Raw genomic sequence first — 14,902 nt, forward strand, 5'->3', positions numbered from 1 at the left:
GTGTACCAAGCTGGGGGGTGAGCCGCACCGCCTAGCGCCGACGAGAGGTCCCGATGATCCGCTTCGAGAACGTCACCAAGCGCTACCCCGACGGCACCACCGCCGTCGACGACCTGTCCTTCGACGTGCGCGAGGGCGAACTCGTCACCCTCGTCGGGCCGTCCGGCTGCGGCAAGACGACCACCATGAAGATGGTCAACCGGCTCATCGAGCCCACCGCGGGCCGGATCCTGCTGGACGGCGAGGACATCGCCCGCACCGACCCGGTGAGGCTGCGCCGCCGCATCGGCTACGTGATCCAGAACGTCGGCCTGTTCCCGCACAGGACCGTGCTGGAGAACACCGAGACCGTGCCCCACCTGCTCGGCTGGACGCGCGCCAAGCGCCGGGCGCGCGCCGCCGAGCTGCTGGAACTCGTCGGCCTGGACCCGTCTGTGCACGGCTCGCGCTACCCCGGGCAGCTCTCGGGCGGGCAGCGGCAGCGGGTCGGCGTGGCCCGCGCGCTGGCGGCCGACCCGCCGCTGCTGCTGATGGACGAGCCCTTCGGCGCGGTCGACCCGGTGGTGCGCGAGCGGCTGCAGTCGGAGTTCCTGCGGCTGCAGGAACAGGTGCGCAAGACCGTGCTGTTCGTCACGCACGACATCGAGGAGGCGGTCCGGCTCGGCGACCGCATGGCGGTCTTCGGCCCCGGCCGGATCGAGCAGTACGACACCCCCGCGACCGTGCTCGGCTCCCCCGCCACCCCGTACGTCGCCGACTTCGTCGGCTCCGACCGCGGCATGAAGCGGCTGTCCGTCACCCCGGTCGAAGCCGGCGGCCTGGAGCACCCGCCCGTCGTCCGCGCCGGCTCGCCCGCCGCTGAGGCCGCCGCGCTCCTGGCGGAGCGGGGCGCCCCCTACGCGGTCGTCCTCGATGCCGACGGCGGGCTGCGCGGCTACGTCGCCGCGGGCGGCCCCACCTCGGGCACCGTGGACGACCACACCCTCCGCGTCGAGGCCCGGGTGCCGGTGGGCGCCCCCCTCAAGCAGGCGTTCAGCGCGATGCTCCAGCACGACGCGGGCTGGACGGCCGTCGTCGACGGCGACCGCTACGCCGGGGTGCTGACGCCCGCCACGCTCCATGCCGCGCTGCGCCGCTCGGTCAACGAAGACGGCGCGGACGGGCGGAACGGGAGCACGGGGCTGCCGGACGCGGCAGGGGCCGGGGCGGACGAGGACCGGGCGGTCGGCGGCCGCCAGGCGGAACCGGACGCCACTGCCTCCTGACGCCCCACCGAGGCCCCCCGGCGCCCTGTGGCGCGGTCGGCGGGCGGCAACCGGCGGCGGGACGGTCAGCGGCGCGGCCGGGCGCACACCGGGTCGTCAATCGCGCTCACGGTGTAGGGCGGCCGGCCCGGCGGCTCGTCGTTCTGGCTGTTCACGACGTAGAGGCGGCAGCCGTACCGGGCCGTTGATCCGCTACCGCTCCGACGAACCCACCGTGCTCGCCCATCCGATGCACGTGCCGGAGCCGGACGGCACCACGGCCGCACCGCCTGGAGCCGCCCTCGGGCCGCTGCTCGGACGGACCCGGGCGGCCGTGCTGCGGGCATTGCGCGAGCCGGCCACGACCACCGCGCTCGCCGAGCGGGTGCGGGTCTCCCTCGCGGCGGCGAGCCAGCACGCCGGGGTGCTGCGGAACGCCGGACTGGTGCACACCACCCGGACCGGCGCCTCCGTCCTGCACAGCCTCACCCCGCTCGGCTCGGCCCTGCTGGCGGGCGAACCCGCCGCGGGGCCGCGCCGACGCTCCTGAGGCGGCGCCGTACGCCCCTACGCCCGCCCGCCCACCGCGCCGGTGCGGTTGTCGTCCCCGTCCTCGGGAAGGCGGCAGACCCGCTCCAGGAAGAGCGCCGCGGCACAGACCGCGATGCCGGCGACCACCGCGGCGCCCGCGTAGATCGCCTGGTCGCGGCGGGGGTCGTTGTCCATCTGGTACATGGCGAGGAAGACGCATGTGCCGCCGTACACCCCCGAGACCACGGCGGCGACCAGGGCGCTGGCCTGACCGAAGACCACCGCGCGGGCGGCCAGGAGCGGATCCACGGGCTTGGCGCCCGGGCGCCGCTCGCGCTGGGCGCGCAGCCGCGAGCGCAACGACAGCGCCGTCGCCGCCAGAACCGCGGCGATCAGCGCCAGCACGATGGGCGCGGCCACGGGAACGCCCGGCAGGGTGCCGAACGAGTCCCACAGCTTCGCGCCCGCCCACGAGAGCACTCCGGCGACCGCGAACAGTCCGACCAGGGTCCTGATGCGCAGCGCCTTCACCGAGTGCTCGCTCCTCACATCACCATCGACGAACGTACCGACGGGATCGTAACGATTACTCCGGCAGCCTGAGTTCCACGTCGCCCCGGGCCCAGACGCTGTCCCGGCCCACATCCGCCAGCAGACCGGCCACCGGGCCCCGGTCCGGCAGCTCGGCCGCGGGGTCGATGTCGAGCCACGGGGCCAGGACGAAGGCCCGCTGGTGCGCCCGCGGGTGGGGCAGCGTCAGCTCCGGGTCGTCGGAGACGACGCCCTGGTAGGCGACGATGTCGACGTCGATGGTGCGCGGTCCCCAGCGCTCGGTGCGGGTCCTGGCGAAGGCGTCCTCGATCGCCCGGCCGCGCTCGAGCAGCGAGGACGGCGGCAGCGTCGTCCTGATCAGGACGACGGCGTTGAAGTAGTTCGGCTGCGAGCCCGGCTCGACGCCCCAGGGCTCCGTCTCGTACACCGGGGAGACCTTCTTGACCCGGACACCCGGGGTGTCCTCCAGGGCGTCCACGGCGCCCTGCAGCGTCTCCAGGCGGTTGCCGAGGTTGCTGCCCAGCGAGATGACGGCGACCTTCGGATTCTGCAGCGTCGAGTCCGCGGCGTCGACCTGCGCGACGACGGAGGCCGGGACCGGCTGCACGGTGGGGTCGTAGCTCACGGGCGCCTCCGGGTGATGGTGACGGATACATCGGTGAACGGGACGGTGATCGGGGCCTGCGGCTTGTGCACGGTCACCTCCACCTCCTGGACCAGGTCGTGCCCCAGCACCTGGTCGGCGATCCTCTGGGCCAGGGTCTCGATCAGGTCCACGGGCTCGCCCTCGACGACGGCCGTGACCTCCTCGGCCACGACGCCGTAGTGCACGGTCCTGGTCAGGTCGTCCGTGGCGGCGGCGGGAGCGGTGTCCAGGCCGAGGACCAGGTCCACGAAGAAGTCCTGGCCCTCGCGGCGCTCGTGCTCGAACACGCCGTGGTGGCCACGCGCCTTCAGGCCGCGCAGCGCGACACGATCCACCATTCACTCCCGCTGGTCGACGGACGGACGGACAGGCGGGCGCGGCCACCCGCCCGGCGGGAGGGGAGGGCCGCACCGCCCTTACTCGAATCTACCTTCGACCACCGACAGTCCCCAGCACCGGGCTGCGAGGCGGCCGACCGCAGCGCGCTTACCCGGGGACGGAACCGGTTACTCCGAGCTTCACCACTTCTTGCCGGTTCTTGCCACGAACGAGTGGCGACACGGCCTCAGGAAGCCCCCTCGCCGCCGTTGTCGGCGTCCCGAGCGGCGTCCTCGTCGATCCCCTCGGCCATCACCGGCGAGCCGTGGTGCACCCACAGCCGCCAGCCCTCCGGTGTGCGCCGAAACACATTGGTGGCGACCACTAGACCGCCCACGAGCGGGCCCATCTCGCCCTCCTCCTCGGCGGGGCCGCCGGTGAGGATGTTCTCGGTGCAGGTCACCAGGGCCGTGTCGCCGTCGACCGCCACCTCGACATCGGTCAGGAAGAACTGGATGTACTCGGTGTTGGCCATGATCAGCGCGTACGAGCGCATCACCTCGCGGCGCCCCCGCAGCACCGGCCAGCCCGGGTGCACCACGGACACCGTCTCCGCCAGCGGGCCGGTCAGCACCAGCTCCTCCAGCGCGTCCAGGTCGGAGCGCTCCACCGCGTCGTAGAAGGCCTGGTTCGCCTGCTCGACCTGCGCGGCCTCGGCCGTACGCGGCGTCATCGCGCCCCCTCCAGTGCCCGCGCGACCCGCACGGCGTCGGCGCTGTCGTGCACCTCGTGCACCCGGACCGCCCAGGCGCCGCGGCCCGCCACGATGGCGGTGACGGCGGCCGTCGCGGCGTCGCGCTCCCTGGCCGGGGGCGGATCGCCGCCCTCTCCGGCCAGCACCCGGCCGAGGAACCGCTTGCGGGAGGCCGCGATCAGCAGGGGGCGGCCCAGCGCCAGCAGGTCCTCGACGTGGGAGAGGAGGGTCAGGTCGTGCTCGGCGTTCTTCGCGAAGCCCAGCCCCGGGTCGAGGATGATCCGCTCCGGGTCGATGCCGCCCGCCACCGCGTGCTCGTAACCGCGCCGCAGCTCGGCGGTGACCTCGCCCACCACGTCCCCGTAGACCGCCCGGTTGTTCATGTCGATGCTCTGGCCGCGCCAGTGCATCACGATGAACGGGCTGCCCGTCGCCGCGACGACGGGGATCATCGCCGGGTCCGCCTGGCCGCCGCTCACGTCGTTGACCAGGGCCGCACCCGCCTCGACGGCCTTCTCCGCGACCGTGGCCCGCATCGTGTCCACACTGACCACGACCCCGGCCCTGGCCAGCTCCCGGACGACCGGGACGACCCGGCGCAGTTCCTCCGCCTCGTCCACCCGCGCCGCCCCGGGACGGGTCGACTCGCCACCGACGTCCACCAGGTCGGCGCCGGCCGCGACGAGGTCCAGGCCGTGCTTCACCGCCAGCTCGGTGTCGAACCACTCGCCGCCGTCGGAGAACGAGTCGGGGGTGACGTTGACCACGCCCATGACCGCGCACCGGTCCCAGGACGGCAATCCGGCCACGTGGCCGCGCATCGTACGCATGGACTCAGCCTAGAGCCGGCCGCGCGGCGCGGGCGCAGAGAGGGCCCGGGCGGGGGGCCGGGGTGAGCGCGGGGCCGCCCCATGACGGGACCCCCGGCCCCGCCGGCTCACTGGGCCATGATCAGGCTCATCGCCTCGGCGCGGGTCGCGGAGTCGCGCAGCTGCCCCCGCACCGCCGACGTGATGGTCTTCGCGCCGGGCTTGCGGACCCCGCGCATCGTCATGCACATGTGCTCGCACTCGATGACCACGATCACGCCGCGCGGTTCGAGTATCCGCATCAGCGAGTCGGCGATCTGCGTGGTCAGCCGCTCCTGCACCTGCGGGCGGCGGGCGAAGACGTCGACCAGGCGGGCCAGCTTCGACAGGCCGGTGATCTTGCCGTCCGCGGAGGGGATGTAGCCGACGTGGGCGACGCCCACGAACGGCACCAGGTGGTGCTCGCAGCTCGACAGCACCTCGATGTCCTTGACCAGCACCATCTCGTCGTGGCCGAGGTCGAAGGTGGTCGTCAGGACGTCCTCGGGCTGCTGGTAGAGCCCCGCGAAGATCTCCCGGTACGCCCGTGCCACGCGCGCGGGGGTCTCCCGCAGACCCTCCCGGTCCGGGTCCTCCCCGACCGCGATCAGCAGCTCACGGACCGCGTTCTCGGCACGCTTCTCGTCGAACTCGCCGACGGGACGAAGCTCGCCCTCAAGGGTCACCGGGTCGGTCATGTGTGCCTCGTTCCTCAGACGTGCCGAATGCGTCTCCGCGCGAACCGCGGAAACGCAGCGCCCCCCAGGATAGGAAACCCGGGGGGCGCGGCACGCATTCCGTTGTCCGTGACCAAGGCCACGTCGAGGCTGTCAGGCCTCGGGGTTCGGCTCCTCGGGGAGCTCCACCGTCTCGGCGGGCTTGCTCAGCGACGCCGTGGCGCTGCCGTTGGCCGTCGGCTGGGTGCCGTTGGTCAGGGCGAGCTCACGGGGCGAGAGCACCGGCGGGCGGGTCGACGGCGTGCGCCGCGAGGAACCCGTCCAGGCCGGACGCGGCGGACGCTTGACGATCGGCTTGAAGATCTCGGCGATCTCCTCCTTGTTCAGGGTCTCCTTCTCCAGGAGCGCCAGAACCAGGTTGTCGAGGACGTCGCGGTTCTCGACGAGGATCTCCCACGCCTCGTTGTGCGCGGTCTCGATGAGCTTCTTGACCTCTTCGTCGACGAGCCCGGCGACCTCTTCCGAGTAGTCCCGCTGGTGGGACATCTCGCGGCCGAGGAAGGGCTCCCCGTCGCTGGTGCCGAACTTGATCGCGCCCAGCCGCTCCGTCATGCCGTACTGGGTCACCATCGCGCGGGCCGTGGCAGTGGCCTTCTCGATGTCGTCCGCGGCACCGGTGGTCGGGTCGTGGAAGACCAGCTCCTCCGCCGCGCGGCCGCCCATCGTCATGGCGAGCCGGTCGAGCATCTCGTTGCGGGTGGTCGAGTACTTGTCCTCGTCCGGCAGGACCATCGTGTAACCGAGGGCGCGGCCGCGGGACAGGATCGTGATCTTGTGGACCGGGTCGCTGTTGGGAGAAGCCGCGGCGACCAGGGCGTGACCGCCCTCGTGGTACGCCGTGATCTTCTTCTCCTTGTCGGACATGATCCGGGTGCGCTTCTGCGGGCCGGCCACGACGCGGTCGATGGCCTCGTCCAGCATCGCGTTGTCGACCAGCTTCTTGTCGCTGCGCGCGGTCAGCAGCGCCGCCTCGTTGAGGACGTTCGCCAGGTCCGCACCGGTGAAGCCGGGGGTGCGGCGGGCGACGGCCTTGAGGTCGACGTCCGGGGCGACGGGCTTGCCCTTCTGGTGGACCTTGAGGATCTCCAGGCGGCCCTGCAGGTCGGGGCGGTCGACGGCGATCTGCCGGTCGAAGCGGCCCGGGCGCAGCAGCGCCGGGTCCAGGATGTCCGGGCGGTTGGTGGCGGCGATCAGGATGACGCCGCCCTTGACGTCGAAGCCGTCCATCTCGACCAGCAGCTGGTTGAGCGTCTGCTCGCGCTCGTCGTGGCCGCCGCCGAGGCCCGCGCCGCGGTGCCGGCCCACGGCGTCGATCTCGTCGACGAAGACGATGGCCGGGGCGTTCGCCTTGGCCTGCTCGAACAGGTCGCGGACACGCGAGGCGCCCACACCCACGAACATCTCGACGAAGTCGGAACCGGAGATCGAGTAGAACGGGACGCCCGCCTCGCCGGCGACGGCGCGCGCAAGCAGGGTCTTGCCCGTTCCGGGCGGGCCGTAGAGCAGCACACCCTTGGGGATCTTGGCGCCGACGGCCTGGAACTTCGCCGGCTCCTGCAGGAACTCCTTGATCTCCTGGAGCTCCTCGACGGCCTCGTCCGAGCCCGCGACGTCCGCGAAGGTGGTCTTCGGGGTGTCCTTGGTGATCAGCTTGGCCTTGGACTTCCCGAAGTTCATCACTCGGGAGCCGCCGCCCTGCATCTGGTTCATCAGGAACAGGAAGACCACGACGATGAGGACGAAGGGCAGCAGCGACAGCAGGATGCCGACGAAGGCGTTCTGCTTCGAGGGCGCGACGGTGTAGCCGTCGGGCAGCGTGCTCTTGTCGCCGTCGTCGACCTTGCTCTGCAGGACCTTGGCCACCTCGACGCCCTGGTCGCCGATGTAGCTCGCCTTGATCTTCGAGCCCAGGTCCTCGCCGCCGATCTTGGCGCCGTCCTTGAGCTCGACCTTGATCGTGTTCTCGTCGCCGGTGGTCAGCTCGGCGGACTTGGCCTGGTTGCTGTTGATCGCCTCAATGGCCTGGCCGGTGTCCACCGTCTTGTAGCCACCGGACGAACCGACGACCTGCATCAATACGACCACGGCGAGGACAGCCAGCACGATCCACATGACTGGCCCACGGAAATAGCGCTTCACGTCCATCCATGCGGGGCGATCACGCCCCGTCCCTCCTGCCACAGTGAGGCACGACGGCCTGGGGGCCGCCGGTGCATCCGGTGTATGAACCGACCTTCGGACGGTACCCCAGCATTGTCACCCGAAGTCGCCGGAGACCGTAAACAAACAGCGTTACCACCCTCCAACGCTGCGGAGGGCGCAGGGGTTCCCGGCGCCTCAGCCGCCGTACACGTGCGGCGCAAGGGTGCCGATGAACGGCAGGTTCCGGTACTTCTCCGCGAAGTCCAGGCCGTACCCGACCACGAACTCGTTGGGGATGTCGAAGCCGACGTACTTCACGTCGATCTCGACCTTGGCGGCCTCCGGCTTGCGCAGCAGCGTGCAGACCTCGAGCGAGGCCGGCCGGCGCGAGCCGAGGTTGCTGATCAGCCAGGACAGCGTCAGGCCGGAGTCGATGATGTCCTCGACGATCAGCACGTCCCGGCCTGCGATGTCGGTGTCCAGGTCCTTGAGGATCCGCACGACACCCGAGGACTTGGTCCCCGCGCCGTAGGAGGACACCGCCATCCAGTCCATGGTGACCTGGGAGGACAGGGAACGCGCGAGGTCGGCCATCACCATGACGGCGCCCTTGAGCACGCCGACGATCAGCAGGTCCTTGCCCTGGTAGTCCTTGTCGATCTGCGCAGCCAGCTCCGCCAGCTTCGCGTCGATCTCTTCCTTGGAGATGAGCACCTTCTCGAGGTCGGTGCCCATGTCGTTCTCGTTCACCCGTACTACTTCCGGCTCGGTCTACAGGGCCTGGAAGAACAGTCTGCCATTCCGCCGGCCGACGACGACGCCGCCCGGCAGGTTGAGCGGCTTCTGCCCTCGCCACCCGGTGAGCAGGCGGTCCGTCTCCTCGATGTGCCGGGCGAAGAGCGAACCGGCGGGTGAGCCCGCCGCGAGGGCCGCTCGGCGCAGCACCCGGCGGCGCACGGCGGCGGGAAGGGTCAGCAGCCGGTCGACGTCCAGTCCGCCGTCGGCGTCGGCGGCCGTCCGCTCGGCCTGGGCCGCCCACTGGTCGAGGGCGTCGGCGTCGTCACGGGAGAGCTGGGCGGTACGGGCCAGCGCCTCCACGACGCCCTTGCCGAGGGACTTCTCCAGCACCGGCAGCGCCTCGTGGCGGACCCGGGAGCGGGTGTAGGCGGGATCGCGGTTGTGCGGGTCCTCCCACACGTCGATGCCCTGCACGAGGCAGGCCTTGCGGACGGTGTCCCGGTCCAGCAGCAGGAAGGGGCGGCGGTAGCGCCCATTGACGGCGGGCATGCCGGACAACGACCGGATGCCCGATCCGCGGGCCAGCCCGAGCAGCACCGTCTCGGCCTGGTCGTCACGGGTGTGCCCGAGCAGTACGGCGGAGGCGCCGGCGCGCTCGGCGACGGCGTCGAGCGCCGCGTAGCGCGCGTCGCGGGCGGCGGCTTCCGGACCGCCCTGGCGGCCCACGGTGACCGCGACGGCGTGCACCGGGTCGAGCCCGAGGCCGCGCAGGCGGTCGGCGACGTCGACGGCACGGGCCGCCGAGCCCTCCTGCAGGCCGTGGTCGACGGTGACACCGCCGGCCCGGACACCGAGCTTGGGCGCTTCGAAGGCGAGGGCGGTGGCGAGGGCCATCGAGTCGGCTCCGCCGCTGCAGGCGGCCAGCACGAGCGGGCTGCCGCCGGGTCGGTCGGTCAGGACGTCGTGGAGTGCGCGGCGGACCGCCAGGCGTATCGCCGCGACCGCGGGGTGGGGACCCATGTCCGGTTTCCCTCCTGGAGAGGCTGGGGGAGGCGTCAGGACGGTGAAGATGACGCAGGGTAGCTAGATGGTGACAGAAGGCGTGCGATACTCGAGCATCGCACGCCTACCCTGCGCCCACGGTCCCTCGGACGGGTGAACCGGAGGGCTCCGGGGCCACGATGACCCCGGGCTCCCCTCAGCTTTCGGTACGCCCGTGGACCCGTGCGACCCAGTCCGCGGGTTTGGCGATCTCCTGCTTGGTCGGGAGCGTGTTGGGCGAGGTCCAGATCCGGTTGAAGCCGTCCATCCCGGCCTCGTCCACCACGGCCCGCACGAAGCGCTCGCCGTCACGGTACTGCCGCAGCTTGGCGTCCAGGCCCAGGAGCTTGCGCAGGGCCATGTCCAGCCGCCCGGCGCCGCTCTGCCTGCGGCGCTGGAACTTCTCGCGGATCTCCGCGACGGAGGGCACGACGTCCGGACCCACGCCGTCCATGACGTAGTCGGCGTGCCCCTCCAGCAGCGACATGACCGCGGTCAGCCGCGACAGGATCTCCCGCTGGTCCGGGGTCTGCACCAGGTCGATCAGACTGCGGCCCTCGCCGCCGTCCGCGTCGACCGCGGCCTCCTCCGTGTCGGGCCTGCCGCCGGAGGCGAACGTCTGGAACGCCTCGCGCAGCCGCTCGATCAGCGTCGAGGGGTCGATCTCCGTCTCGGCGAGGAAGGCCTGGACCTCCTGCTCGATGTGGTCCCGCAGCCACGGCACGGCCGTGAACTGGGTGCGGTGGGTCTCCTCGTGCAGGCAGACCCACAGCCGGAAGTCATGCGGGTCGACGTCGAGTTCGCGCTCCACGTGGACGATGTTGGGCGCCACGAGCAGGAGCCGCCCGGTGCGCGGCTCGCCGGCGCCGGGCGCGGCGGGACCGGCCGGCATGTCGCGGGTCGCGGGGGCGAAGGTCTCGTACTGACCCAGTACGCGCGAGGCCAGGAAGCTCAGCAGCATCCCGACCTCGACCCCGGTCACCTTGCCGCCGACGGAGCCCAGCACGGCGCCGCCGGGGCCGCCCGGCTTGCGGGCCTGCATCTTGTCCAGCAGCGGCTTCAGCACCTCGCGGAAGCCGGCGACGTTGGCCTTGACCCACCCGGGGCGGTCCACGATGAGCACCGGGGTCCCGGCGTCGGCCGGGTCCTCCTGATCGCCGAACATCCTGGTGAAGGTCCGGACGTGCGCCTCGGACTCCTTTGCGTGCCGCCGCAGCTCCGCCACCACCGCGCGCGCCTCGTCCCGGCTGACCTCCGGGCCGGGCCGCACGAGGCGGGTCGCGGTCGCGACCGCGAGGTTCCAGTCGACCATCTCCGCACCACCGATGCTCGTCATTCCTTCACGGTACGTGCTCGGCCCCCGCGACGGGAGCGTTCCCCGCCCGCGGCACGGGTTCCGGCCACCGGAAAGGCACCCGGTCCGGCGCCTGAACATCCGCCGCACACCCGCCGCACCGCGCCGACCTGCCCCGTACCGCCGCCCTCCTCATCCGCTGCCGGCGCTGTGCGCCCGAAGGGCGCGAGACGGCGGGACGACCCCTCACCTCCTCCCGAGCCCGAACGCCGCGGCATCGCCACGTCGCGCGTCGCCGACCGCACTACGTGCGGCAGCCGCACGTGGCGAGTTCGGCGGCGAGGCGGTCGAGGGCGGACTGCGCGGCCACGGGGTCGGTCGTGCCGTTGGTCAGGAAGGCGAACGTGAGCAGCCGGCCGTCCGCGTCCACCACCGTCCCGGCGAGTGCGTTGACCCCGGTCAGCGTCCCCGTCTTCGCACGCACGAGGCCCGCGCCCCGGCCCGCGGAGGTGAAGCGTTCCCGCAGGGACCCGGTGAAGCCGGCGACCGGCAGTCCGGTCAGGACGGGGCGCAGCTCCGGGTGGTCCGGGTCGGCCGCCAGGGCCAGCAGTTGCGCCAGCTGCTCCGCCGTGAGGTGGTCGGCGCGGTTGAGACCGCTGCCGTCCGTGAAACGGGCTCCCTCGAGCGGGAGGCCGAGCTCGCGGAGCGTGGAGCCGATGGCCTTGGCGCCTCCGGAGAAGGACCCCGGGCGGCCCGCGGCGAGGGCGGTGTGCCGGGCGAGCGCCTCGGCGATGTCGTTGTCGCTGTTGGTGAGCATGCGCTCGACCAGGTCGGCCAGCGGCGCGGAGCGCACCTCCGCCAGCCGGTCGGCCGCGGACGCGTCCGTAGGCGCCTTGCCGGCCTTCGCCGCGCCGACGACCGTGATGCCCTGCTTGCCCAGCAGGTCCGCGAAGGTCGCCGCGGCCTCGGCCGACGGGTCCCACTGGCGGGCCGCCGGGCCCTTGGTGCTCCGGCCGTCGCTGCGGCCCTCGTCGGCCATCAGGGCGGCGACCGGCGCGATGTTCTCGTTGATCCCGATGGGATGGACGGCCGGGCCGGTGAAGAGCGAGGTGTCGTAGCCGAGCCGTACGGAGCGGACGCCCTCGGCGCGCAGCGCGCGGGCGGTGTCGGAGGCGAGGGTGCGCAGCGAGGCCGCTCTCCAGCCGCCGCCGGGCTTCGCCCGGGCGGTGAGGGTGGGGTCGCCGCCGCCGACCAGGACGACGCGGTCCTTGCCCGCGGCGACCACGGAGGTGGTGAGCCGGTGGTCGGGCCCGAGCAGCGACAGGGCCGCGACGGCCGTGGCGACCTTCGTGGTGGAGGCGGGGACGGCGGGTGTGCCGTTTCCCTGCCCCCACACCGTCCGGCCCGAGACGGCGTCGACGACGGCGCCCGTCGTCAGCGCGCCGAGCGCGCGGTCGTCGAGCAGCGGGCCGAGCCGCCCGGACAGTCCGGCCCTGGTCGGCGCCGGCGCGCTCTGCGGCCCGGAGACGGCGGCGAGCACCTCGGGAGCGGCGGGCGGCACCGGAGCGACCGCCCCGTCGCGGCCTCCCGGCCCGCCCTTGTTGAGGGCACGGGCCTGCTTCCCCTGACCGTCCCGGGAGGCGGCGATCGCCCGTTCAGCCGTACGCTGACCTGACTCCCACGGTCCCGCCGCGGCCACGGCCGTCAGCGCCACGGCGAATCCCGCGGCGGCAGATCCTGCCACCACCTGCCAGTTCTTCGTGACGGGCACCCGGGACCAGCCCCTTTCGCGACCACACACAAGCGTGGGAGACACTTAATCACCAGAAGTATGTGCTGATCATGGAGGACAGGCTGTGCTCGAGTTCGACGTAACGATCGAGATCCCGAAGGGTTCCCGCAACAAGTACGAGGTGGACCACGAGACCGGTCGTATCCGCCTGGACCGGCACCTGTTCACCTCGACGGTCTACCCCGCCGACTACGGCTTCGTGGAGAACACCCTGGGCGAGGACGGCGACCCGCTGGACGCGCTGGTGCTGCTCGACGAGCCGACCTTCCCCGGTGTCCTCGTGCGCTGCCGCGCGATCGGCATGTTCCGCATGACGGACGAGGCCGGCGGCGACGACAAGCTGCTGTGCGTGCCCGCCGCGGACCCCCGGGTCGAGCACCTGCGTGACATCCACCACGTCTCCGAGTTCGACCGGCTGGAGATCCAGCACTTCTTCGAGGTCTACAAGGACCTGGAGCCCGGCAAGTCCGTCGAGGGCGCCAACTGGGTGGGCCGCGCCGAGGCGGAGGCCGAGATCGAGGCGTCCTACAAGCGCCTGAAGGAGCACGGCGGTCACTGACCCCTTCCGGCCGGGCCGCCGATCGGACGGCGGCCCGCCGGTCGGCGACCCGTAGCGGACGAGCGAGGCTCCCCCGCGGACGAGCGAGACGGCTGACGTCTCGACTCCCGTGCCGGGGAGCCTCGCTGTTCGCGCGTCCTGCCGCTTCGGCCTGCCCCGCGCGCTGCGCGCACGCCCTTCCCGGGAGGGCCGTCCTCGCGGGGCTGCCGCCTCACCCGCAGGCGTCGAGGAGTTCGGCCAGTGCGCCGTGCAGGGCGGCGGCGAGCGCGTCGGCGTCCGGCAGCGACCCGGCGTCCGCGAGCAGCCCGATGTGGACCCGGCGGCGGTACGTGGAGCAGGCGACCGCGAGGGACTGGCCGCGCGCGAGCGGGGCGATCGGGTAGAGCTCCGTCATGCGGCAGCCGTCGAGCGAGAGCGGCACGTCGAGCATCGGCACATTGGTGACCAGCACGTCGAACAGCAGCCGCGCCGAGGCCGCGAGCAGTGGGGCGGCGAAGCGGTGCGCGAGCGGCGGCACGCTGTCGGCCAGCAGCGCCACGGCGCCCGGACCGGTGTCGGGCCCGGCGTCCTTGTTGCGGTCCATGCCCGCGCGCACGTCGCGCAGCCTGGCGAGCGGGTCGGGCTCGCCGACCGGCAGGCGCAGCAGGTAGCCGGAGATGCTGTTGCCCCGGCCGCCGCGCACGCCCCTGCGGCGGCGCCGCGCCACCGGGATCAGGGCGCGCGGTCCGGGGCCCGCCGGGTCGTCGCCACGGGCCTCCATCCAGTGCCGCAGCGCGCCGGCCACGACGGCCATGACGACGTCGTTGACGGTGCCTCCGCTGGTCTTGCGGACGTGATGCAGGTCGTCGACGTCGAGGGAGGCGGTGGCGAAGCGGCGCTCGGCGCCGCCGGGCGTCCAGGCCGCGCCCAGCGCGGCGGGCCCGCCGGGGTCGAGGGACGCGCGCAGCACGGCCGACCCGATGCCCAGGACGCGCCCGGCCTCGCGCACCCGCTCCGGCAGGGAGGCGACGACCTGCCGGGGATCGGGCAGCGGCAGCGCGGGCAGGTGGCTGCCGGGGCTCGGGCCGCGGTCCGCGGCGGAGCGACTCGCGGCGGAGGGGGCGGCCCGGGTCGGCGCGGGGTCGCGGGCCCCCTGGTCGAGCAGCGCGGCTCCGAACTCCACGGCGCGCAGTCCGTCGGCGAGGGCGTGGTGCAGCTTGACCAGGACACGGAAGGGCGCGTCGGGGGCGCCCTCGATGACGTAGACCTCCCACGGCGGCCGGTGCCGGTCCATCGGCCGGGCCATCAGTTCCGCGACGGCGGCCCGGTCGTCGGCGCTCCGTACCGCGTGGACGTGGTGCCGCGCGTCGAAGGACGCGTCCGCCGCCCAGGCTGCGCCTCCCACGCCGTACCAGACGTCCTTCACGCGCTGCCGCATCCGCGGTACGGCCTCGGCACGGGCGGTGAGCAGCGCGGCGAGCCCGTCGGCGTCCACCGCACGCTCCGGATCGCGGTCGAAGACGGCCACGGCGCCCAGGTGCATGGGGTGGCCTGGCGAGTCCAGGTTCCAGAAGGCGAGGTCCAGCGGGCTCAGGTGCTCGTCAGCCAAGGCTTCATGCCTCCGAAAGGTCGGGGTTTGCCCCGGAACGGACTCCAGTTGATGAAGTGAAACCCCTAAAACCGATTACAGTCAACTACGACCACGATACGGACAGTTAACATCAGGT

The 14,902-nt window shown here is 72.8% G+C and carries 15 protein-coding genes; 3 read left to right on the plus strand and 12 right to left on the minus strand.

Annotated features, from left to right (window positions below; all coding sequences use genetic code 11):
- Nucleotides 1-53 precede the first annotated feature (53 nt).
- Complete coding sequence (locus tag AC3ET4_RS10300; protein WP_431948282.1) at nucleotides 54-1,265, plus strand: ABC transporter ATP-binding protein; 1,212 nt, start codon at nucleotides 54-56, stop codon at nucleotides 1,263-1,265.
- Between the two features lie 214 nt (nucleotides 1,266-1,479).
- Nucleotides 1,480-1,794, plus strand: a complete 315-nt coding sequence (locus tag AC3ET4_RS10305) for an ArsR/SmtB family transcription factor (RefSeq protein WP_488175928.1) — start codon at nucleotides 1,480-1,482, stop codon at nucleotides 1,792-1,794.
- Between the two features lie 17 nt (nucleotides 1,795-1,811).
- Here AC3ET4_RS10305 and AC3ET4_RS10310 read toward each other — a convergent pair whose 3' ends face one another.
- The 11 genes from AC3ET4_RS10310 to dacB all read right to left on the minus strand — a co-directional run bounded on the left by AC3ET4_RS10310 (nucleotide 1,812) and on the right by dacB (nucleotide 12,616).
- Nucleotides 1,812-2,306, minus strand: a complete 495-nt coding sequence (locus AC3ET4_RS10310) for a DUF3180 domain-containing protein (RefSeq protein ID WP_431948402.1) — start codon at nucleotides 2,304-2,306, stop codon at nucleotides 1,812-1,814.
- 55 nt (nucleotides 2,307-2,361) lie between these two features.
- Nucleotides 2,362-2,952: a 2-amino-4-hydroxy-6-hydroxymethyldihydropteridine diphosphokinase gene (gene folK / locus AC3ET4_RS10315; protein WP_431948286.1), complete on the minus strand. Its 591-nt coding sequence runs from the start codon at nucleotides 2,950-2,952 to the stop codon at nucleotides 2,362-2,364.
- Nucleotides 2,949-3,308, minus strand: coding sequence for a dihydroneopterin aldolase (folB, locus tag AC3ET4_RS10320; RefSeq protein ID WP_431948404.1), 360 nt, complete (start codon nucleotides 3,306-3,308; stop codon nucleotides 2,949-2,951). Before folB ends, folK begins: the two co-directional genes overlap by 4 nt.
- 230 nt (nucleotides 3,309-3,538) lie before the next feature.
- A complete protein-coding gene (locus AC3ET4_RS10325) occupies nucleotides 3,539-4,024 on the minus strand; it encodes a nuclear transport factor 2 family protein (protein ID WP_431948288.1) in 486 nt (161 codons plus the stop codon).
- A complete protein-coding gene (folP, locus tag AC3ET4_RS10330) occupies nucleotides 4,021-4,875 on the minus strand; it encodes a dihydropteroate synthase (RefSeq protein ID WP_431948290.1) in 855 nt (284 codons plus the stop codon). The genes AC3ET4_RS10325 and folP overlap by 4 nt, the downstream gene beginning before the upstream one ends.
- A 107-nt stretch (nucleotides 4,876-4,982) precedes the next feature.
- Nucleotides 4,983-5,591 (minus strand): GTP cyclohydrolase I FolE, encoded by a 609-nt coding sequence (gene folE, locus AC3ET4_RS10335; protein WP_431948292.1) that lies wholly within the window; start codon nucleotides 5,589-5,591, stop codon nucleotides 4,983-4,985.
- 132 nt (nucleotides 5,592-5,723) lie between these two features.
- A complete protein-coding gene (gene ftsH, locus AC3ET4_RS10340) occupies nucleotides 5,724-7,775 on the minus strand; it encodes an ATP-dependent zinc metalloprotease FtsH (protein WP_431948294.1) in 2,052 nt (683 codons plus the stop codon).
- 192 nt (nucleotides 7,776-7,967) lie between these two features.
- Nucleotides 7,968-8,507, minus strand: a complete 540-nt coding sequence (gene hpt, locus AC3ET4_RS10345) for a hypoxanthine phosphoribosyltransferase (RefSeq protein WP_431948406.1) — start codon at nucleotides 8,505-8,507, stop codon at nucleotides 7,968-7,970.
- Nucleotides 8,508-8,543: 36 nt separating this feature from the next.
- Complete coding sequence (gene tilS, locus AC3ET4_RS10350) at nucleotides 8,544-9,530, minus strand: tRNA lysidine(34) synthetase TilS (RefSeq protein ID WP_431948296.1); 987 nt, start codon at nucleotides 9,528-9,530, stop codon at nucleotides 8,544-8,546.
- A 178-nt stretch (nucleotides 9,531-9,708) separates the two neighbouring features.
- A complete protein-coding gene (locus tag AC3ET4_RS10355) occupies nucleotides 9,709-10,887 on the minus strand; it encodes a zinc-dependent metalloprotease (RefSeq protein ID WP_431948298.1) in 1,179 nt (392 codons plus the stop codon).
- Between the two features lie 262 nt (nucleotides 10,888-11,149).
- Nucleotides 11,150-12,616 carry a D-alanyl-D-alanine carboxypeptidase/D-alanyl-D-alanine endopeptidase gene (gene dacB / locus AC3ET4_RS10360; protein WP_431948300.1) on the minus strand — a complete coding sequence of 489 codons (1,467 nt, stop codon included), beginning with the start codon at nucleotides 12,614-12,616 and terminating at the stop codon, nucleotides 11,150-11,152.
- 85 nt (nucleotides 12,617-12,701) lie between these two features.
- On the opposite strand from dacB, the gene AC3ET4_RS10365 reads away from it, so the two are divergent.
- Nucleotides 12,702-13,196 (plus strand): inorganic diphosphatase, encoded by a 495-nt coding sequence (locus tag AC3ET4_RS10365; RefSeq protein ID WP_431948302.1) that lies wholly within the window; start codon nucleotides 12,702-12,704, stop codon nucleotides 13,194-13,196.
- 211 nt (nucleotides 13,197-13,407) lie between these two features.
- Here the strand turns inward: AC3ET4_RS10365 and AC3ET4_RS10370 are convergent, their stop codons facing one another.
- Complete coding sequence (locus AC3ET4_RS10370) at nucleotides 13,408-14,784, minus strand: wax ester/triacylglycerol synthase family O-acyltransferase (RefSeq protein WP_431948304.1); 1,377 nt, start codon at nucleotides 14,782-14,784, stop codon at nucleotides 13,408-13,410.
- Nucleotides 14,785-14,902 lie beyond the last annotated feature (118 nt).

It is taken from the genome of Actinacidiphila sp. bgisy167, assembly GCF_057707665.1.